The organism is Amycolatopsis sp. NPDC000009, assembly GCF_055563465.1.
Genome location: NZ_JBVHDI010000002.1, coordinates 156,466 through 174,385 on the forward strand (window position 1 = coordinate 156,466; position 17,920 = coordinate 174,385).

The 17,920-nt window shown below is 68.5% G+C and carries 19 protein-coding genes; 12 read left to right on the plus strand and 7 right to left on the minus strand.

Going from position 1 to position 17,920, the window contains the following annotated elements; translation table 11 throughout:
* Positions 1–6: 6 nt before the first annotated feature.
* Genes ACZ3HL_RS06770 through ACZ3HL_RS06780 form a run of 3 tightly spaced genes read right to left on the minus strand, consistent with a single transcriptional unit; the run spans position 7 to position 3,105 of the window.
* The gene (locus ACZ3HL_RS06770; protein ID WP_465529335.1) at positions 7–933 is read right to left on the minus strand and encodes an alpha/beta fold hydrolase; all 927 of its coding nucleotides are present in this window, start codon (positions 931–933) and stop codon (positions 7–9) included.
* Between the two features lie 32 nt (positions 934–965).
* Positions 966–1,157 (minus strand): hypothetical protein, encoded by a 192-nt coding sequence (locus tag ACZ3HL_RS06775; protein ID WP_465410666.1) that lies wholly within the window; start codon positions 1,155–1,157, stop codon positions 966–968.
* 46 nt (positions 1,158–1,203) lie between these two features.
* Positions 1,204–3,105, minus strand: a complete 1,902-nt coding sequence (locus ACZ3HL_RS06780; protein ID WP_465529337.1) for an ABC transporter ATP-binding protein — start codon at positions 3,103–3,105, stop codon at positions 1,204–1,206.
* Positions 3,106–3,617: 512 nt separating this feature from the next.
* On the opposite strand from ACZ3HL_RS06780, the gene ACZ3HL_RS06785 reads away from it, so the two are divergent.
* Positions 3,618–4,049 (plus strand): hypothetical protein, encoded by a 432-nt coding sequence (locus tag ACZ3HL_RS06785; RefSeq protein WP_465529339.1) that lies wholly within the window; start codon positions 3,618–3,620, stop codon positions 4,047–4,049.
* On the opposite strand, the gene ACZ3HL_RS06790 is transcribed toward ACZ3HL_RS06785, so the two are convergent.
* A complete protein-coding gene (locus tag ACZ3HL_RS06790; RefSeq protein WP_465529341.1) occupies positions 4,012–4,488 on the minus strand; it encodes a cupin domain-containing protein in 477 nt (158 codons plus the stop codon). The genes ACZ3HL_RS06785 and ACZ3HL_RS06790 overlap by 38 nt on opposite strands.
* Before the next feature lie 60 nt (positions 4,489–4,548).
* Here ACZ3HL_RS06790 and ACZ3HL_RS06795 point away from each other — a divergent pair, with 60 nt between their 5' ends.
* From ACZ3HL_RS06795 to ACZ3HL_RS06810, 4 genes are read left to right on the plus strand one after another with little or no spacing between them, the layout of a single operon-like run.
* Positions 4,549–5,091, plus strand: coding sequence for a TetR/AcrR family transcriptional regulator (locus ACZ3HL_RS06795; RefSeq protein ID WP_465529343.1), 543 nt, complete (start codon positions 4,549–4,551; stop codon positions 5,089–5,091).
* 38 nt (positions 5,092–5,129) lie between these two features.
* Positions 5,130–6,722, plus strand: a complete 1,593-nt coding sequence (gene boxC / locus ACZ3HL_RS06800) for a 2,3-epoxybenzoyl-CoA dihydrolase (RefSeq protein WP_465529345.1) — start codon at positions 5,130–5,132, stop codon at positions 6,720–6,722.
* A gap of 7 nt (positions 6,723–6,729) precedes the next feature.
* Complete coding sequence (gene boxB, locus ACZ3HL_RS06805) at positions 6,730–8,151, plus strand: benzoyl-CoA 2,3-epoxidase subunit BoxB (protein WP_465410677.1); 1,422 nt, start codon at positions 6,730–6,732, stop codon at positions 8,149–8,151.
* A gap of 17 nt (positions 8,152–8,168) precedes the next feature.
* Positions 8,169–9,767, plus strand: coding sequence for a benzoate-CoA ligase family protein (locus tag ACZ3HL_RS06810; RefSeq protein ID WP_465529347.1), 1,599 nt, complete (start codon positions 8,169–8,171; stop codon positions 9,765–9,767).
* A gap of 54 nt (positions 9,768–9,821) precedes the next feature.
* Here ACZ3HL_RS06810 and ACZ3HL_RS06815 read toward each other — a convergent pair whose 3' ends face one another.
* A complete protein-coding gene (locus tag ACZ3HL_RS06815; RefSeq protein WP_465410681.1) occupies positions 9,822–10,283 on the minus strand; it encodes a MarR family winged helix-turn-helix transcriptional regulator in 462 nt (153 codons plus the stop codon).
* Positions 10,284–10,382: 99 nt separating this feature from the next.
* On the opposite strand from ACZ3HL_RS06815, the gene ACZ3HL_RS06820 reads away from it, so the two are divergent.
* Genes ACZ3HL_RS06820 through ACZ3HL_RS06835 form a run of 4 tightly spaced genes read left to right on the plus strand, consistent with a single transcriptional unit; the run spans position 10,383 to position 13,523 of the window.
* Positions 10,383–11,342 carry a ring-cleaving dioxygenase gene (locus ACZ3HL_RS06820; protein WP_465529348.1) on the plus strand — a complete coding sequence of 320 codons (960 nt, stop codon included), beginning with the start codon at positions 10,383–10,385 and terminating at the stop codon, positions 11,340–11,342.
* Positions 11,339–11,944, plus strand: a complete 606-nt coding sequence (locus ACZ3HL_RS06825; RefSeq protein WP_465529350.1) for an alpha/beta hydrolase — start codon at positions 11,339–11,341, stop codon at positions 11,942–11,944. Before ACZ3HL_RS06820 ends, ACZ3HL_RS06825 begins: the two co-directional genes overlap by 4 nt.
* Before the next feature lie 36 nt (positions 11,945–11,980).
* A complete protein-coding gene (locus ACZ3HL_RS06830; RefSeq protein ID WP_465529352.1) occupies positions 11,981–13,129 on the plus strand; it encodes a dipeptidase in 1,149 nt (382 codons plus the stop codon).
* A gap of 37 nt (positions 13,130–13,166) precedes the next feature.
* Positions 13,167–13,523 (plus strand): LapA family protein, encoded by a 357-nt coding sequence (locus tag ACZ3HL_RS06835; RefSeq protein WP_465410690.1) that lies wholly within the window; start codon positions 13,167–13,169, stop codon positions 13,521–13,523.
* On the opposite strand, the gene ACZ3HL_RS06840 is transcribed toward ACZ3HL_RS06835, so the two are convergent.
* The gene (locus ACZ3HL_RS06840; RefSeq protein ID WP_465529354.1) at positions 13,511–14,440 is read right to left on the minus strand and encodes an AraC family transcriptional regulator; all 930 of its coding nucleotides are present in this window, start codon (positions 14,438–14,440) and stop codon (positions 13,511–13,513) included. The genes ACZ3HL_RS06835 and ACZ3HL_RS06840 overlap by 13 nt on opposite strands.
* A gap of 82 nt (positions 14,441–14,522) precedes the next feature.
* On the opposite strand from ACZ3HL_RS06840, the gene ACZ3HL_RS06845 reads away from it, so the two are divergent.
* Positions 14,523–14,921 (plus strand): pyridoxamine 5'-phosphate oxidase family protein, encoded by a 399-nt coding sequence (locus ACZ3HL_RS06845; RefSeq protein ID WP_465529356.1) that lies wholly within the window; start codon positions 14,523–14,525, stop codon positions 14,919–14,921.
* Here the strand turns inward: ACZ3HL_RS06845 and ACZ3HL_RS06850 are convergent.
* A complete protein-coding gene (locus ACZ3HL_RS06850) occupies positions 14,902–15,753 on the minus strand; it encodes a maleylpyruvate isomerase family mycothiol-dependent enzyme (protein WP_465529358.1) in 852 nt (283 codons plus the stop codon). The genes ACZ3HL_RS06845 and ACZ3HL_RS06850 overlap by 20 nt on opposite strands.
* 96 nt (positions 15,754–15,849) lie before the next feature.
* Here ACZ3HL_RS06850 and ACZ3HL_RS06855 point away from each other — a divergent pair, with 96 nt between their 5' ends.
* Positions 15,850–16,632: an Abi-alpha family protein gene (locus tag ACZ3HL_RS06855; protein WP_465410700.1), complete on the plus strand. Its 783-nt coding sequence runs from the start codon at positions 15,850–15,852 to the stop codon at positions 16,630–16,632.
* Between the two features lie 7 nt (positions 16,633–16,639).
* Positions 16,640–17,884: a DUF445 domain-containing protein gene (locus ACZ3HL_RS06860; RefSeq protein ID WP_465410702.1), complete on the plus strand. Its 1,245-nt coding sequence runs from the start codon at positions 16,640–16,642 to the stop codon at positions 17,882–17,884.
* Positions 17,885–17,920: the final 36 nt, after the last annotated feature.

Consider the following 17,920-nt stretch of genomic DNA (forward strand, 5'->3'; position numbering starts at 1 on the left):
CTTCGGCTACCTCTCAAGAGAACCGGAACGCCGCCCGCGACCGCCATGCTTGCCGTGCTCCTCGATGACGTCGGCGCGGTCGGCCGTCCGGACCAGGCCGCGCGTCAGCCGCGGCCAGATCGCGCGCGGGAGGTCGTGCCCCATCCCGGGGACGATGTCCACTTCGGACTCCCGCAGCGCGCGGGCCGTCGCCCGGCCACCGGAAACGTGGACGAGCGGATCCTTCGAGCCGTGCACGACGAGCGCGGGCACGTCGAGTTTCCGCAACGCGCGGAAGCGATCCCGGCTCGAAACGATCGCCGCCAGCTGTCGCGCGGTCCCACCGGGATTGACGCCGCGATCGAAGGAACGCTCCGCCCGTTCACGCATCCGCGCCTCGTCGAAGGGGTAGCCGGGCGAGCCGATGACGCGGAACGTGCGCACCAGCGAATCGACGTACTCCGCACGGCCGCGCGGGGGCGCCGTCAGCAGCATCGCCATCGCCTTGGCGCTCGGCCGCCCGACGAACCGGTTGCCGGTGGTCGACATGATCGACGTCAGCGACCGCACCCGCGACGGGTACTCGATGGCCAGCGTCTGCGCGACCATCCCGCCCATCGACGCGCCCACGACGTGCGCGCTCCCGACGCCGAGCGCGGTCAGCAGGCCGGCGGCGTCGCCCGCCATGTCCGCCAGGGAATACGGCGCCGTGCGCAGGGCGTACGCGAGCGGCAGGCTCGCCCGGCCGGTCATCCGGCTGGACCGGCCGGCGTCCCGGTTGTCGTAGCGGATGACGTAGAACCCCTCGGCCGCGAGGTTCTCGCAGAGTTCGTCGTCCCACCAGATCATCTGCGACGCCAGGCCCATGATCATCAGCAACGGCCTGCCGTCCGGCGAGCCGAACGTCTCGTGGCACAGCTGGATGCCGTTCACTTCGGCGATCTTCTCCGGCATCAGGACAGTGTGACCGCCCAAGGCGAAAACGGCTACGCCTCCTCGATGTGGACGGCTTGGCTCTCCGGCCCGGCGGCTCGCCGCGTGCCCTCGTCCTCGGCGATCTCTTCCGGCTCGGTGTCGCCCGGTTCGCCGCCGTCGGGCCTGCTGAGCTGGACGGCCTCTTCGGACGCGTCGGCCGGGCTCGGGCCGTCGGCTGCTTCGCGGTCTTCCTGGTCGGACATGGTTCCCTCCGGTGGATCGGGTCCTTCCCGTCCACCGGTTACCCGCTCATTCGCCGCGATACGCGCGAGCCTGGATTTCGTAGAGCTCGTGGTAGAGGCCTCCTTCCTCGATGAGTTCGGCGTGCGTGCCCTGCTCGATCAGCCGCCCCTTCTCCAGCACGAGGATCCGGTCCGCGGAGCGGATGTTGGCCAGCCGATGGGTCACCAGGATCGTCGTGCGCCTGCCCGCCCCGGAAACGCTCGCGTGCCTCAGCCCCGCGAAGACCCGGGCCTCGGCCTTCGCGTCGAGGGCCGCCGTCGGCTCGTCGGCGACCAGGACGGCGGCGTCGCGGTAGATCCCGCGGGCGATGCCCATCCGCTGCCACTGCCCGCCCGAAAGGTCCTGCCCGTCGTCGAACTTCTTGGACAGCACCGTTTTCTCCTTGGCGGGCAAGGAATCGATCACTTCGTCGGCGCCGGAGGAGGTGATCGCGTCGTGCCACGCGGCGCGCTCCGGATCTACCCTGCCGAGCCTGCCGACGGTCACGTTGTGCTCCGCGGTCATCGGCCATTCGGCGGGATCCTGGGCGATCACGGCGATGCTGGCGTGCACCGACTCGTGGTCGGCGGCCGCGAGATCGACGTCGTCCCAGTACACCTTTCCCTCCGACGGCGGAAAGAGCCCGGTGAGCAGCTTGCCCAGCGTGGTCTTGCCCGAACCGTTCTCCCCGACGAGGGCGACCACCTCGCCGCGCCGGATGGTCAGCGAAACCTCGCGCAGCGCGGGGTTCTCCTGACCGGGATAGGTGAAGCCGACGTTCTCCAGCCGGATCTCCGCCGGATCCGGCGGAGCGGCGACCCCGTCCTTCACCGGGCCGCGTTTCTTCGATTCCACCAGCAGCCGGTGGAAGTAGGCGATGTAGAACGACTCCTCGTACAGGGAGTTCACCGCGTGCATCGTGATGGACAGCGAGTTCGACGCCGTCCGCATGGCGAGCGCGGCCGTCCCGGCGAGGGCGAGCTCCATCCGGCCGGTGTAGAGCAGGAGGCCGAGCACCAGATACGCGATCGCGGTGCCCACTCCGGCCGCCGCGCGTCCGGTGAGGCGGACCATGTTGCTGCGATGCGCGAGCCGGACCTCTTCGCGCATCAGGCTGTCGGTGATCCGCCGGTACTCCCCGAGCAAGGGTTCCTGGAGGGTGAGGGCGTGCCGTTCGAGCGCGAACTGGCGCCACGTGGCCACCTCCTCGACGATCCCCTTCCGGATGTTGCGGGCGACGGTGTCGAGATAGTGCCGGTAGTTCAGCTTCGCGACCTTCGCCGCCGCCCAGCCGTCGGCCACCGCCGCGAGCAGCAGCACCGGCGCGAGCCACGGGTCGAGCAGGCCCGCCGCCACCAGCGCGGCGACCAGCGAGATCAGCGCCGACGTCAGATCCGCGAGCCAGCGCAGGCTCATCTCGATCGACCGGACCCCGTACCGCGCGCCCTGCCTCGCCAGCTCCCGGAAATCCGCGTCCTCGAAGGCCAGCAGCCGGACGCGGACCATCGCGGCGGTGACCTCGTCGCCCGCCGACGTCACGACTCGCGGCCGGAGCGCGCCCTCGACCGCGGCCACCGCCGTGTCGAGCAGCGCGCGCAAGGCATATGTGCCGACGACGACCAGCAGTGCGGGCAGCGATTGCAGCACCCTTTCCGGCGTCGGCCCGTTCTCCAGCAGCGCGATGAACACGTTCGCCGTGGCCAGCAGGCCGAACGCCGTGACACAGCCGGAAAGGAGGTGGACGACGCCGGCGAGCAGGGTCAGCCGCGGCGACGTCCGCCAGGCCAGCCGCAGCACGATGGCCACGGCGGACGGGAGCGTGCGGATGGCCTTGACCATCCCCGCCGAGGCCACGGTCTCGTCGACCGTGGCCCATTCGGGCATCTTGAGGTTCTCGACCCCGATCAGGGGCACGGTCGCTTCGGGCACTCCTCCTTCTCTACGCGCACCCACCGACAATTCCGGGCGCGGTGGCCTGCTTTCGTGATGCGGCACCGCTTTTCGGGGCACGCTTCCGATCGGCTGCACGCGTTGCGAAAGCCACTTTCGCAACGTTGAAGGTTGCGAAAGTGGCTTTCGCAACCTGCGCTCGGCGGCGAGGCCGGTGCAGGGTGGTAGCAAAGGTCCCTTGCTCCCCGGTCGCCTCGCGGGGTGGTGTCGTCCAGCGTCCGCACCGTCGGTCAGCGTCGCTACGCGGGGTGAGGGGTGTGTGGAAATAGGGACGCTCAATGTCTCTGTTTCCGCACACCCTCACGCCCCGACCTCGCCAGCGGTAGCAAAGGTCCCTTGCTCTCTCTGGTGACTGTGTGGGTTTCGGGTCATTCAACGCACCAAAATCCACACAGTCGGTCAGCGCACGGGACGAAAGGCCCCTTCACCTCCCTCGGACCGTGCGTTACGCTCTCGCTAGAGCGATCTATCAAGTCGCAAAGGGGGCGAACATGGCAACTCTTCAAGACCGGGGACTCACCGCGTTACGGCTGATCCTCGCCTTCACGCTGCTCTCCACTACGCTGCACTACGCGCACAACGTGATCAGGGCGGCGGACTATCCGCAGGTCGAGGGGGTCTCGGTGGGCATGGCCGCGACCTTGGTCGTCGTCGCGTACGTCCTCTTCACCGTCTTCGGCGTGCTCGGCTACCGCGACTATCTGCGCGGACGTTACTGGCGGGCGCTCGCCTTCCTGATGGTCTTCTCCCTGTCCGGCCTCGCGAGCCTCGGCCACTTCCTGGTCGCCGTGCCGCAGATCCCGGCCTTCTGGTTCGCCACGATCTACACGGACACGGCGGCCGCGGTGCTGCTGTGGGCATTCGTGGTCTGGGCGGCGACGAAGCTCAACCGCGTCCCCGCGGCGGTTGGCTCCCATACGTGATGTGGTGAGGCGCGGCGACCCGGTTGATCTTCGCCGGGTCGATCGCGCCGTCGGTGAGGACGGCGGGCCCCGCTTCGAACAGGTCTTCCAGGTAGTGCTCCCAGCCGCCGGGAGATGAGATCTGCAAGACCCGAGGCGGCTCGGAGACGCGGCGCAAGGCATGGGGGACGCCTCGCGGCAGCAGGACGAAAGTGCCCTTCGCCGCGACATGGCTTTCGTCGTCGAAATCGATCCCGAGTTCGCCTTCGAGGACGTAGATGCACTCGTCGGCCTCGTGGTGCACGTGCCGCGGGATGTCCATGGCGAGGGTGACCTCGATCAGCGAGAACCTCGTCTCGGTGTCCTCGGTCATCGCCTTGACTCTGAACGCGGGCGGGAGCGGCACCCGGCCGGGCCGGGCCTCGCCGGGTTCGAGCAGGAGAAAACGGTCCTTCGACATGTTATGCTGCCCTTCAATCGGAAACGGACTCCGTTTCCACTTAAACGCGAGGGAGGCGGGTTGTCAACCAAGCCGCGAGCGGACGCGGAACGCAACCGGGCACGGGTGATCGACGCCGCGCGCGCGTTGTTCGCCGAACGCGGGGACGACGTGCAGATGCCGGAGATCGCCCGCGCGGCCGGTGTCGGCGTGGGGACCGTGTACCGGCACTTCCCGGATCGCCAGGCGCTGGTCGAGGCGGCGGCGGAGCACCGGTTCGCGGAGATCGAGCAGTACGCCAGGGCGCATTGTTTCGGCGACGATTCCGGCCTGGAGCGCTATCTCCGGTATGTCGGCGAGGTGCTGGCGGGCGATCGCGGCCTCACCGCCGCCATCGACTCGGCCCGCGGGCGGCCGGGGAGTGAACCGCGCGGTTCGGCGCGCGAGCGCCTCGAAACGGTGGTCGCCGAGATCATCGCCCGCGATCAGGCCGCCGGTCACCTTCGGCCGGACTGCACGGTCGCCGACGTTTATCTGCTGGTAGGTGCCCTGTCGTCGGTCATTCGCAAGGGTGCCGACTGGGTTCGTTTCCTCGATCTGCTCCGTGACCAACTTTCTACATAACATTGACGCTGATCAGTGCCATGTAGACAATCGGAAGGGTGACGCGGACCACATCGGTGACGTTCGAACGTCATCCCAGCGGCTACCGGCACTGGAACCTGACCACCGACGGCGATGTCGCGTGGCTCGAACTCGATGTCGACGCGGACGGCGGGCTCGTACCGGGTTACGAGCTCAAGCTCAACTCGTACGACCTCGGCGTCGACATCGAGTTGTACGACGCGACGCAGCGGCTGCGGTTCGAACATCCCGAGGTCCGCGTGGTCGTCGTGACCAGCGCGAAGGACAACGTCTTCTGTGCCGGCGCGAACATCCGCATGCTGGCTTCGTCGTCGCACGAGTGGAAGGTGAACTTCTGCAAATTCACCAATGAGACCCGCAACGCCATGGAGGACGCTGCCGCGCACTCCGGGCAGGTCTACGTCGCGGCGGTCAACGGCACCTGCGCCGGCGGCGGCTACGAGATCGCGCTCGCCTGCGAAAAGATCCTGCTGGTCGACGACAACTCCTCGACGGTCGCACTGCCGGAGGTGCCGCTCCTCGGCGTCCTGCCCGGCACCGGCGGGCTCACCCGGGTGGTCGACAAACGCGGAGTGCGGCGGGACCTCGCCGACGTCTTCGCCACCCGCCCCGACGGGGTGAAGGGTCGGACCGCCGTCGACTGGCGGCTCGTCGACGAGCTCGTGCCGCGGCAGGGTTTCCGCGAAGCCGTGCTGGCCAGGGCGAGGGAGTTCGCGCGGACCAGCGAGCGGCTCGACGGCGAAGGCGTCGAACTGAAGCCGCTCCAACATCGTTATGTCGACATCGCCCGAGGCAAGGCCGAAGCGACGATCACCGTCAAGGGGCCGGAGGACGACGACGGCTGGCTGCTGGACGTCACCCGCGAACTGGACGACGCGATCCTCCGCCTGCGCACCAACGAACCCGAACTCGGCACGTGGGTGCTTCGCACCGAAGGCGATCCGGCGAAGGTCCTCGAACACGAACGCGCCGTGTTCGACGCGAAAGACTGTCCGAGCAACGAAATCGTCCACTACTTCAAGCGGACGCTGAAGCGGCTGGACGTCACCAGCCGCAGCCTGATCGCCCTGGTCGAGCCTGGCAGTTGCTACGCCGGGCTCCTGCTGGAACTCGCGCTCGCCGCGGACCGGCAGTACATCTTGGACGGTCCGCCGATCGACGACGAAGACAGTGAAGAACGAGCGTCCATCACGTTGTCCGAAGCCAACTTCGGCCGCTTCCCGATGGGCAACGGCCTGACCCGCCTCGAATCCCGGTTCTTCGGCGACCCGGACCACGTCGCGAGGCTCGCGGAGGTGCGTGGCAAGGCGCTGAGCCCGGCGGAGGCGAACGAACTCGGCCTGGTCACCGACGCCCCGGACGACCTCGACTGGGAGGACGAGATCCGGATCGCGCTGGAAGGACGGGCTTCGCTCAGCCCGGACGCCTTGACCGGAATGGAGGCGAACCACCGGTTCGTCGGCCCCGAGACACTGGAAAGCAAGATCTTCGGCAGGCTCGCCGCCTGGCAGAACTGGATCTTCACTCGTCCGAACGCGTCGGGCCCCGAGGGCGCGCTGCGTCGCTACGGTACCGGTCAGAAGGCCGTCTTCGACAGGAAGCGGGTTTGAACAGCTCATGCCCACCAAGATCGATTACGACGCCAAGATCCCCAACAACGTCGATCTCTCCGGTGATCGGCGCCTCCAGCGGGCGCTGGAGGGCTGGCAGCCGAAATTCCTGGACTGGTGGGGTGAAATGGGCCCCGCGCTGCGGACGCAAGGGGTCTACCTGCGGACCGCGGTCAGCGTCGGCCGGGACGGCTGGGCGCATTTCGACCACGTCGACGTGCCCGACTACCGGTGGGGGATCTTCCTCGCGGAGCCGGATCCGGACCGGGTGATCGGCTTCGGCGAGCACAAGGGCGAGCCCGCCTGGCAGCAGGTGCCCGGCGAATACCGCGCCGACCTGCAGCGGCTCATCGTCATCCAGGGTGACACCGAACCCGCGTCGGTCGAGCAGCAGAAACTGCTGGGCCTCACCGCGCCGAGCCTCTACGACCTGCGGAACCTCTTCCAGGTCAACGTCGAAGAAGGCCGCCATCTGTGGGCGATGGTGTATCTGCTGCACGCCTACTTCGGCCGCGAAGGCCGGGACGAAGCGGAAGGACTGCTGCTCCGGAACTCCGGAAGCCCGGACGCGCCCCGCATCCTCGGCGCCTTCAACGAGGAGACCGCGGATTGGCTCGCGTTCTACATGTTCACCTATTTCACCGATCGAGATGGCAAATATCAGCTCGGCACCCTCAAGGAAAGCGGCTTCGACCCGCTTTCCCGCACTTGTGAATTCATGCTCAAGGAAGAGGCGCACCACATGTTCGTCGGCACCACGGGGGTCGACCGGGTGGTCACCCGCAGCGCCGAACTGATCCGCGAGCACGACACCTTCGACATCGCCGGGCACGGCGGGATCCCGCTGGAGGTCATCCAGCGTTACCTCAACTTCCACTACACCGTCTCGCTCGACCTGTTCGGCGGCGAGACGTCGACCAACGCGGCGAACTACTACACCGCCGGGCTGAAAGGCCGCTGGCAGGAGACCCGCCGCAAGGACGACCACAAACTCACCGACGCCGCCGGATCGCTGTCCCGGCCGAGGGCCGACGGCACCTGGGAGACCGAGGAACTCGCGGCCATCCTGCTGCTGAACCTCGACCTGCGGGAGGAGTACCGGGCCGACTGCCAGACCGGCGTCAACCGCTGGAACAAGATCCTGGACGAGGCGGGCGTCGACTTCCGATTCGTCCTCCCGCACCCTGGATTCAATCGCGAAGTCGGCATAAACTCCGGCCACCATGTGACGCCCGACGGCACCGTTGTCGACGAGCGGACCTGGCTGGCCGGCAAACGCAGGTGGCTGCCCACTCCCGAAGACCTGACCTTCGTCCGATCGCTGATGCACCCGGTGTACGAGCGAGGAAAGATCGCGAGCTGGGTGGCGCCGCCACGCCAGGGCATCAATGGGAAACCGTTCGACTACGAATACGTTTACCTGAGCTGAGCGATAGAGGTGCGCCCGTGACCGCTGCTGCTACCGGGTTCAACGCGGCGAGCTACCTGCTCGACCGGCATCTGGCGGAAGGGCGCGGGGCGAAGGACGCCGTCGTTTCCCCGAGGCGAAGTCTCACGTACGTGGAGCTGGCGGCCGAAAGCCGCCGGGTCGCGGCGGGGCTGAAGGCGATCGGCGTCCGCCCGGAGGAGCGGGTCCTGTTCTGCATGGTCGACGACGTCGAACTGCTCACCGGGATCCTCGGCGCGATGCTGGCCGGAGCGGTCGCGGTGCCGGTGTCCACCATGGTCACCGGGCTGGATCTGGGCAAGCTGCTCGCGGATTCGCGGGCCAGGGTGCTGTGTGTTTCGGGCGAGTTCGCCGCGCAGGCGACGGTCGCGCTGGGGCTGGCGCCGGAGGTCACCGACGTCGTGCTGGACAGGGCCAAGGCGGCCGAACTGCCGTCCGGGGTCCGCGCGCACGAGTGGGGCTGGCTGTCCACAGTGGACGAAGACGGTTTCGAACCGGCGCCGACCTGGGAGGATTCGCCCGCGCTCTGGCTGTACACGTCGGGAACGACGGGCAAGCCGAAGGGCGCGATGCATCGGCACGCGAGTATCCGCGCGGTCTGCGAAACGTACGCGCGCGGCGTGCTGGACATCGGGCCGAACGACCGGTTCCTGTCCGTCCCGAAGCTGTTCTTCGCTTACGGCTTGGGGAATTCGGCGTTCTTCCCGCTCGCGGCCGGTGGTACGACCTTGCTCGAACCGGCGCGGCCGACCCCGGGGCTGATCGCCGCCAGGGTCCGCGCGGAGCGACCGACGTTGTTCTTCGCCGTCCCGACGTTCTACGCGGCGCTGCTCGCCAGCGACATCCCCGACGACACGTTCTCTTCGGTGCGCCAAGCGGTTTCGGCGGGCGAGCCGCTGCCCGCCGTGCTGTTCGAACGGTTCCGCGACCGCTTCGGCGTCGAAATCCTGGACGGGATCGGCTCGACCGAGGCGTTGCACATCTTCCTGTCCAACCGGCCGCGGCAGGTCCGGCCCGGCAGCACCGGGATGCCGGTGCCGGGCTACGAGATCGCGCTGCGCGACGAACAGGGCGAGCCGGTGCCGGACGGGCAGCCCGGTGAACTGTTCGTCGCCGGGCCCTCGATCGCGACGGGGTACTGGGCGCGGTACGAGACGACGAAGCACGTCTTCCAGGGTGAGTGGCTGCGGACGGGCGACAGCTTCGTGCGCAACGCCGACGGGAGCTACACCTGCCTCGGACGCTTCAACGACATGCTGAAACCGGGCGGGATCTGGGTGTCGCCCGCCGAGGTCGAGGACAGGCTGCTGCAACATCCGGCGGTCGCCGAGGTCGCGGTGGTGGCCGCCTTCGACGCCGACGGCATCGAGAAACCGGTCGCGTGCGTGGTCGGCGTGCCCGGCGGAAGACTGGACGCGGACGAGCTGATCGAGTTCTGCCGGGCCGGGCTGGCGTCGTTCAAACGGCCGCGGGGCATCGTCGAGCTGGGCGAACTGCCGAAGACGGCGACCGGGAAGATCCGCCGCAACGTCATCCGGGAACTGGTGCGGGACATGTACGAGGTCCAGGCCCCCGCTCCGCCGCATTTAGTCCTCTGAATGCGGTCCATGCGCACGCAAGTACCGCATCCAGAGGACTGAATGCGGTAGGTGTCAAGCGCCGTTGACGGTGCGCAGGGTTCGCATGGCCTCGGCCAGGTCGTGCGCGCCGTCACCGAGCGGAGTGAGGACGATGCGCCGCAGGATCTCCGCGCACGCTTCCCTGGCCTTCTCGGCGACGTCGAGACCGTGGTCGGTCAGCGCCGCGAACGTGACGCGGCGATCGTCCGGGCTGGGCACGCGGCAGATCAGATCCGCGGCGACCAGCCGGTCCGCGACCTTGGTGAACCCGCCGCTCGACAGCGCCGCCTCGACGGCCAGCCGCGTCATCGGCATCCGGTGCTCCGGTGACCGCACGAGCCGCAGCAGGATGTCGAACGACGCCGGCGCCAGGCCGAACCGTTCGGCGATCTCGCCCATCAGCTTGTTCTGGGTGGCCAGGTAGCCCTCGATCACCAGGCCCCACCACGTGACCACTTCGTCGTCGTTCGGTTCCTCCGCTTTCGCCACTGTCACGCGGGCGAGGGTACACCAAGAACTCTTGCTGGAATATATCTTGCGCGCGAGAGGTTATCGGGCTAGCTTGAGTTCACCGGCTCCCAGAGGAGGGGCACCATGTCGATCAAGACTTCGGGCCTGCACCACGTCACCGCCATCGGTGGCGACCCCCAGCGCAACGCGGACTTCTACACCCGGGCGCTCGGCCTGCGGCTGGTGAAGACCACCGTGAACTTCGACGACCCCGGCACGTACCACCTCTATTACGGCGACGAGTCCGGCAAGCCGGGCTCGCTCATGACGTTCTTCCCGTGGCGGGACGCGCCGAAGGGCCGGCACGGCACCGGCCAGGCGACCACGACGTCGTTCTCCGTGCCGGAGACCTCGCTCGGCTGGTGGAAGCGGCACCTCGCCGAGAACCGCGTCGAGACCAGCCGGATCCGCAACTCCGACGGCGAGGAGACGCTCACCTTCCTCGACCCGGACGGCCTCGAACTCGCGCTCGTCGCACATCCGCAGGGCGACCCGCGCGACCCGTGGGACACGAAGCTGGTCCCCGCCGAACACGCCATCCGCGGGCTGCACTCCGTCACGCTGTCGGTGTCCAAAGAGGACGCGACCGCCGGGATGCTGACCGACGGCCTCGGCCTGACCTTCGACCACCAGGATGGCGACCGACTGCGGTTTTCCGCCGGCGAAGGCGGCCCCGGTGCGCTCGTCGACGTCCTCGTCAAGCCGGACGCCCCGCGCGGGCTGGTGGCGGCGGGCACCGTGCACCACGTCGCCTGGCGCGCGCCGGACGAGGACACCCAGGCCGCCTGGCGCGACGAGCTGATCGACGACGGCGTGAACGTGACGTCCATTTTGGACCGTCAGTACTTCCGCTCGATCTACTTCCGCGAGCCGGGCGGCACACTGCTCGAGGTCGCGACCGACGAACCCGGTTTCGCGATCGACGAGCCGCTGCTGGAGCTCGGCCGCGCGCTGAAACTGCCGCCGTGGCTGGAGCCCAAACGCGAGGACATCGAGGCCATGCTGCCGAAGCTGGACCTGCCGAGCGAGAACAACCCGCGATGAGCGCCTTGGAGCACAAGTACGTCGAAGGGGCGCTCGACGAGCCGGTGCTGCTGCTCCTGCACGGCACCGGCGGCGGCCCGGACGATCTCGTGCCGCTCGCCCGGCAGCTGAGCCCGGCGTCGGCGCTGCTCGCGCCGGCCGGGCCGGTGTCGGAACACGGTGCGGCGCGTTGGTTCCGAAGGCTGGCGGAAGGGGTTTTCGACCACGAGGACGTCGTCTTCCGCGCGAACCAGCTGGCCGATTTCGTGCTCGCCTCGCGCGAGGAGTACGCCCTCGGCGACCGGCGGCTGGTCGCCATCGGGTTCTCCAACGGTGCCAACATCGCCGCCGCGGTGTCCCTGCTCCGTCCGGACGCCGTCCGCGAGTCCGCGCTGTTCGCGGCGATGTCACCGCTCCCGGAGCCGCCACGCGAAGACCTGTCCGGTACCCGGGTCTTCCTTTCGAACGGCGAGCACGATCCGATGGCACCGCTGGCTTCGGCCGAGACACTCGTCCGTGACCTGCGCGAACGCGGCGCGGACGTCGTCGCCCACCGGCATCCCGGCGGGCACCAGGTGACCGGCAACGGTTTGGTAGCGGCCGCGGGGTGGCTCAACCCATAGCGGGGAGAGCAAAGCACGCGAACGTAAAATCGTCCGATGACTAACGGGGACCTCGTCCGCGCCCAGGCCCTGCTCGACAGGGTCCTCCTCGCGGACGGGCACAACGATCTGCCATGGGAGCTGCGGGTCACGACCGGGCCGGACCCGGTCGAGGCCGTGGCCGGCACGGATCTCACGGTCCGTCAGCCGCATCTGCACACCGACTTCCCGAAGCTCGCCGAAGGCAGGCTCGGGATGCAGTTCTGGTCCGTCTACGTGCCCTGTCAGTTCGAGGGCCACAGCGCGGTGACGGCCGTGCTCGAACAGATCGAGATCGTGCACCAGATGGCCGAGCGCTACCCCGATCGCCTGGCCCTCGTCGACACCGCCGACGAGGCCGAAACCGCTTTCCGCGACGGCAAGATCGCGTCGCTGCTGGGTGCCGAGGGCGGGCACAGCATCGCCGAATCCCTTGGCGTGCTGAGGATCCTGCGCCGTCTCGGCGTCCGCTACATGACACTGACGCACAACTACAACACCACCTGGGCCGACTCCGGCACCGACGAACCCGAGCACGGCGGGCTCACCGAGTTCGGCCGCGACGTCGTCCGCGAGATGAACAAGATCGGCATGCTGGTCGACCTCTCGCATGTCGCGCCGAGCACGATGCGGGCCGCGCTGGAGGTCAGTTCCGCGCCGGTGATCTTCAGCCACTCGTCCTGCACCGCGGTCAACGACCATCCCCGCAACATCCCCGACGACGTCCTGGGGACCTTGGCGGCCAAGGACGGTGTCGCGATGGTGACGTTCGTGCCGGGCTTCATCTCGCCGAAGGTCGCGGAGTGGGACGACCAGCTGCGTCAGGACATGGAAGCCGCGGGCAAGGACTACCGGAACATCGACCAGCGCACGAAGTTCACCGCCGAACGAGGCGGCCCCGAGAAGCCGAAGGCGGGCATCGACGACGTCGTCGCGCACATCGAGCACGCGCGCGAAGTGGCCGGAGTCGACCACATCGGACTCGGCGGCGACTACGACGGAGTCGCGACGCTGCCCGAAGGCCTCGAAGACGTTTCGAAGTACCCGGTGCTCTTCGCCGCCCTGCTGGAACGCGGCTGGAGCGAAGAGGACTGCGCGAAACTGGCCGGGAAGAACACCTTGCGCGTGCTGCGCGCGGCGGACGAGGTCACCCGTTCGGACGCTTGAGAGCGCGATCAAGCCCGCTTCGGCGGACACTGTCCGCATGACGCAGCCGGAGGAGGGCGCCGCCCAGGTTCCCGTCAAGCCGTCCGAAACCGCGGGCGGCGCACGCCACAGCGGTAAATTCGAAGCCGGCCCGAAGCTCAAACGGACACGGGTGAGCGGCACCTGGATCGCCGTCATCGTGGCGTTGATCGTGCTGGTGTTCCTGCTCGTGTTCATCCTGCAGAACCAGGACACGGCCACCGTGCACTTCCTGGGCATGTCCGGAAGCATGCCGCTGGCGGTCGCGATGCTGTTCTCCGTGATCGCCGGTGGCGTGCTGGTCGCGCTCGTCGGCGGCGCCCGGATCCTGCAGTTGCGCAAGCAGGCCAAGAAGTCGCGGCATCAGCTGCGCTGAGGGACCCCGCGCCGGAACTCGCTCGGGTTGACTCCCCGCACGCGTTTGAACGCCGCGCTGAACCCGAACGCGTCGGAATAGCCGACGGTACGGGCGATGTCGGAAAGGGTCGCGGGTTCCGGACCGGCGAGGAGATCCGCCGCGAGGGTCATGCGCCAGCGGGTGAGATAGGTCAGCGGCGGTTCGCCGACCAGGTCGGCGAACCGTTTGGCCAGCGTCGACCGCGACACCCCGGTGCGCCCGGCCAGCGTGCCGACGGTCCACGGCGCCGCCGGTTCCGCGTGCAGCAGGCGCAGGGCGTCGCCGACGACGGGATCCCGCTGCGCGGCCCACCACGCCGGGGGCTCGCCGCCCGGCCGGTCGAACCACTCGCGCAGGGAACAGACCAGCAGCCAGTCCAGCAGCCGGTCGAGGACCACCTGCTGCCCCGGTGCGTCGACGGCGACCTCGGCGGCGACGTGCTCAAGCACGGGGTCGCCCGCGCCGCCGGAGTCCACTCGCACCAGGGCGGGCAGCGAGTCCACCAGCGGGCGGCAGATCTCGCCGCGCACCGGGTACGCGCCGACGATCAAGGTCGTTTCGCCGCCGGGATCGCCGACCCAGCCGAGACGATGCCGCGTCCCGCCCTGTTCGGGTGTCGCGCAGTGCTCGCCGCACGCGATCGGCTCGGCCGGGGTGCCGACCGCGTCGACGAAGGTGAACGTCGCGGGGCCGCGCACGATGACCGACTCGCCCGCGCGAAGCGGCTCGGGCGGGCCGTCCTCCGGGACGATCCAGCCCGCGCCGGTGAGCACCGCGCACAGGGTCAGCGGCGCGCCGTCCACGAAGTGCAGATTCCACGGCGGGGACAGGGTCGAACTGCCGAACAACGAACCGTGCGAGCGCACCCCGCGGATCAGGTCACTGAACACGTCCACCCGGCCGAGGTTAGACGAATACGCAGGCGATCCGGTCTTTCACCTATGGGATCGTCCGAGTCCGCCGTGTTGAATCGAGCTCATGCTCACCACCGACGACCTCGAATTCCTCCGCCGCCCGCTGCACGGGTTCCTGACCGTGGCCGACGGCCCGGTCCGCCCGGTGTGGTTCGAGGCCGCCGACGACGGCGCGATCCAGCTCTTCACACCCCGCGAGTCGCCCAAGGTGCGGCGCCTGAAGGACGATCCCCGCGCGTCGATCATCGTGGCCGCGCCGGTGGGCGAACGCGAGCGCTGGGTCTCGGTCGCCGGCAGTGTCACGGTGGAGCCCGACGGGGCGCACGAACTGGCCGCGCGACTCGGCGCGCGTTACTGGGACCTCGACGACCCCGCCCACGCGGGCGAGCTGGCCGGGATCCAGACCCTCGACCTCGTGCGGCTCGTCATCCGGCCGGAGAAGGTCAGCCGTTACTCGATGTGATGATCGACGTCATCCCGAGCAGGGCGGCGCAAACGTTTTCGTCGCCCTCGGCGGTGACCCGGCCGGGGTCCACCGGGTTCCGGGTGCACAGCCGCCAGAAGGTGTCCGCGTCGGTCGTCACCGAGGCCAGCGGCGCGCGTGACGTCGGCGCGACCCGGTCGAGTTCCCAGCCGTCGGCGGTCCGCCGTGCCGTCCACTTACCGCCACCCTGGCCGGTGACGGTCCAGGCGACCTGCCTCCCGACACGGGCGTCGACGTCACGCAGAGTGTGCGGCAGTGCCCGCATGAAGGTGTCGACCACCGGCCCGCGGAACTCCGCATCGTCCAGCATCCTCGCGCCGACGGCTTCGCGGATCTGCTGCTGGTGCACCCAGAATTCGGTGTACTCGCGGGCGACGTCGAGCCAGACCGGCGCGGGTTCTTCCCCCGCCCAGCTCACCGGATCGCCGACGGCGTCGAGGTCGGCGCGGCCGAACATCTCGGCGATCTGCGAGGTGCTGTCCACCAGCATCGCGAACAGCACTTCGGGGGACAGCCGCCGGCACGCGACGACCCATTCGTCGTTGATCCGGTCGATGAAGTCCCCGAAGCGCTCACCCTCGCGGGGCGCGGTCGTCCGGTAGTCGTCACGGTCGCGGGACAGCCTGCCGAGTTTGTCGCCGAGGATGTGGGCGGCGAGATCGTGCACCGTCCAGCCCGTGCACACCGTCGGCGCGGCCCACTGTTCCGCGTCGAGTCCCGTCAGTACGTCGAGGAGGGCTTGCTCCTCCCGGGCGAACAGCGGGAGGACGTCGATCGGCGGACCCCAGCGTGTGAAGCTCATGGTGACCATCCAACAGTGTCCATGAAAGCGGGCCCAGGTCCATCACATTTTCGGCCATTCGGCCTACTCGCAGGTAGCATCAGCGCGAACGCGAGGGGAGTGCCCGTGAGCAACGATCGACCCGCCGGTGAAGACCTGGCCGCTTTCGCCAAACGAGCTGGGCAGCTGGCGGGCTGGGCCGCGCGCACGGGCTTCGAGTTCACCCGCAAACTCCCCGGCGTCGAGATCGCCGAACAGATCGTCAAACAGGGCGAGCGGCAGCTGCTTTCGGAGCTGCGCCGCCGTCTCGACGAGGTCGACGATCCGTACCACGCCGCGCTCACCGCCGCTTCCGCGATGAATCGGCCCGACACCAACGGTTCCCGGGCGGTCGAGGCGACGATCACCCTCGTGCACACCCGCGCCCAGCTCGAACCGCTCCGCGCGGCGATGGCGGAACTGCTCAACCACTCCATCGGCTTCGGCCGCGAGCGGGCCCGCGAGTACCTCTACGCGATCATCCTGCGGCAGCTCACTCCGGACGAGGCCCGCATCCTGTCCGCGCTTTCCGACGGCTCGCCGTTCCCCGCCGTCGACGTCGCCGAGCGGACCAGCCTCGGTGCGGCCGGGCGGTTCGTGCTGCGCAACGCTTCCACCGTCGGCAAGGCCGCCGGGGTTTCGCTGCCGGACCAGGTGCCCGGTTATCTCACCAGGCTGATCGGGCTCGGCCTGATCGAGCTGGACGAAGAAGTGCCGGCGCTGGAGACGCAGTACGAGATCTTGCTGACCGACGAGACCGTCCGCGAGGCGGAGAAGTCGGTCAAACGGGCGAAGTTCGTGAAGCGCACCGTCCATATTTCCCGGCTCGGCGCCCAGTTCTGGCAGGCCTGCGACCCGAGCGCCGGCTGACTTCGGCATGGGTGCGTTCCTCGACGGGATCCTCGCCGATTTCGGCGAGCACTGGCCGCTCTACGTCTCCATCCCGGTCGTCGCCGCCCTGATCGGCTACACCACCAAACTCGTCGCGATCCGGATGATGTTCCAGCCGGTCGAGTTCGTCGGTGTCAAACCGTTCCTCGGCTGGCAGGGCATCGTGCCCAAACGTGCCGCCCGGATGGCGAGTATCGCCTGCGACACGATGACCGAGCAGCTGATCAAACCGGCCGAGATCGTCGCCCGGCTCGACCCGCACAGAATCGCCAAGGAGATCGAAAAACCGCTCCAGGCGGCCGTCGAGGACATCGTGCGCGACGTCGCCGCCCACTACCAGCCCGGCCTGTGGGAATCCCTGCCGGTGGGCATGCAGCGGCTGGTGATCCAGCGCGTCCAGGCCGAGACACCGCGGATGGTCGCGGCCGTACTGGAGCTGATCAAGTCCGATGTGGACAGTGTGTTCGACCTCAAGGGCATGGTGGTCACCGCACTGGTCAAGGACAAACGGCTGCTGAACCGGATCTTCCAGGAGGCGGGCGACAAGGAGTTCAAGTTCATCGCCCGCTCCGGCATCTTCTTCGGCGGCCTCATCGGCGTCATCCAGATGGTCGCGTGGGTGCTGTTCAAGTTCCCGCTGATCATGCCGCTGTTCGGGCTCTTCACCGGCTGGTTCACCGACTGGCTCGCGCTGCGGATGATCTTCTATCCGATCGAGGAACGCCGGTATTTCGGCGTGCGCTGGCAGGGCCTGTTCCTGAAACGGCGCGGCGAGGTCGCGGAGGCGTACGGCGCGCTGATCGCGAAGGAGATCATCACCCCGCACAACGTGATCGAGGCGGTGCTGCACGGCCCGCTGTCGGACCGGGTGCTCGGGCTCATCCAGCGCCAGCTCGACGAACAGCTCGGGCGCCGCGTCGGCGTCGGGAAACCGCTGGTGGTGTTCGCCGTCGGAAGCAAGCGCTACCAGGACATGAAGCTGAACATCGCCGAGAAGATCATGGACAAGCTGCCGGAGACCATGCGGTACATCGAGGACTACGCGAACGACGCGATGGACATCCGGAACGTGCTGGTGACGAAGATGAAGGAGTTGTCGCCGCGCGAGTTCGAGGGCCTGCTGCGGCCGGCCTTCCAGCAGGACGAATGGATCCTGATCGCGACCGGTGCCGTCCTGGGTTTCGCCGTCGGTGAGGCGCAAGTCCTCCTGCTGGAGCACTTCGCCGCCTGACGCCCCCCGCATTTCGTCCTCTGGATGCGGTAGTTG

Excerpts from the sequence above, each read along its gene's own strand:
- ACZ3HL_RS06770 (WP_465529335.1), bottom strand. The coding sequence starts at position 933 with ATGCCGGAGAAGATCGCCGAAGTGAACGGCATCCAGCTGTGCCACGAG.
- ACZ3HL_RS06775 (WP_465410666.1), bottom strand. The coding sequence starts at position 1,157 with ATGTCCGACCAGGAAGACCGCGAAGCAGCCGACGGCCCGAGCCCGGCC.
- ACZ3HL_RS06785 (WP_465529339.1), top strand. The coding sequence starts at position 3,618 with ATGGCAACTCTTCAAGACCGGGGACTCACCGCGTTACGGCTGATCCTC.
- ACZ3HL_RS06790 (WP_465529341.1), bottom strand. The coding sequence starts at position 4,488 with ATGTCGAAGGACCGTTTTCTCCTGCTCGAACCCGGCGAGGCCCGGCCC.
- boxB (WP_465410677.1), top strand. The coding sequence starts at position 6,730 with ATGCCCACCAAGATCGATTACGACGCCAAGATCCCCAACAACGTCGAT.
- ACZ3HL_RS06820 (WP_465529348.1), top strand. The coding sequence starts at position 10,383 with ATGTCGATCAAGACTTCGGGCCTGCACCACGTCACCGCCATCGGTGGC.
- ACZ3HL_RS06825 (WP_465529350.1), top strand. The coding sequence starts at position 11,339 with ATGAGCGCCTTGGAGCACAAGTACGTCGAAGGGGCGCTCGACGAGCCG.
- ACZ3HL_RS06830 (WP_465529352.1), top strand. The coding sequence starts at position 11,981 with ATGACTAACGGGGACCTCGTCCGCGCCCAGGCCCTGCTCGACAGGGTC.
- ACZ3HL_RS06835 (WP_465410690.1), top strand. The coding sequence starts at position 13,167 with ATGACGCAGCCGGAGGAGGGCGCCGCCCAGGTTCCCGTCAAGCCGTCC.
- ACZ3HL_RS06845 (WP_465529356.1), top strand. The coding sequence starts at position 14,523 with ATGCTCACCACCGACGACCTCGAATTCCTCCGCCGCCCGCTGCACGGG.
- ACZ3HL_RS06850 (WP_465529358.1), bottom strand. The coding sequence starts at position 15,753 with ATGGTCACCATGAGCTTCACACGCTGGGGTCCGCCGATCGACGTCCTC.
- ACZ3HL_RS06860 (WP_465410702.1), top strand. The coding sequence starts at position 16,640 with ATGGGTGCGTTCCTCGACGGGATCCTCGCCGATTTCGGCGAGCACTGG.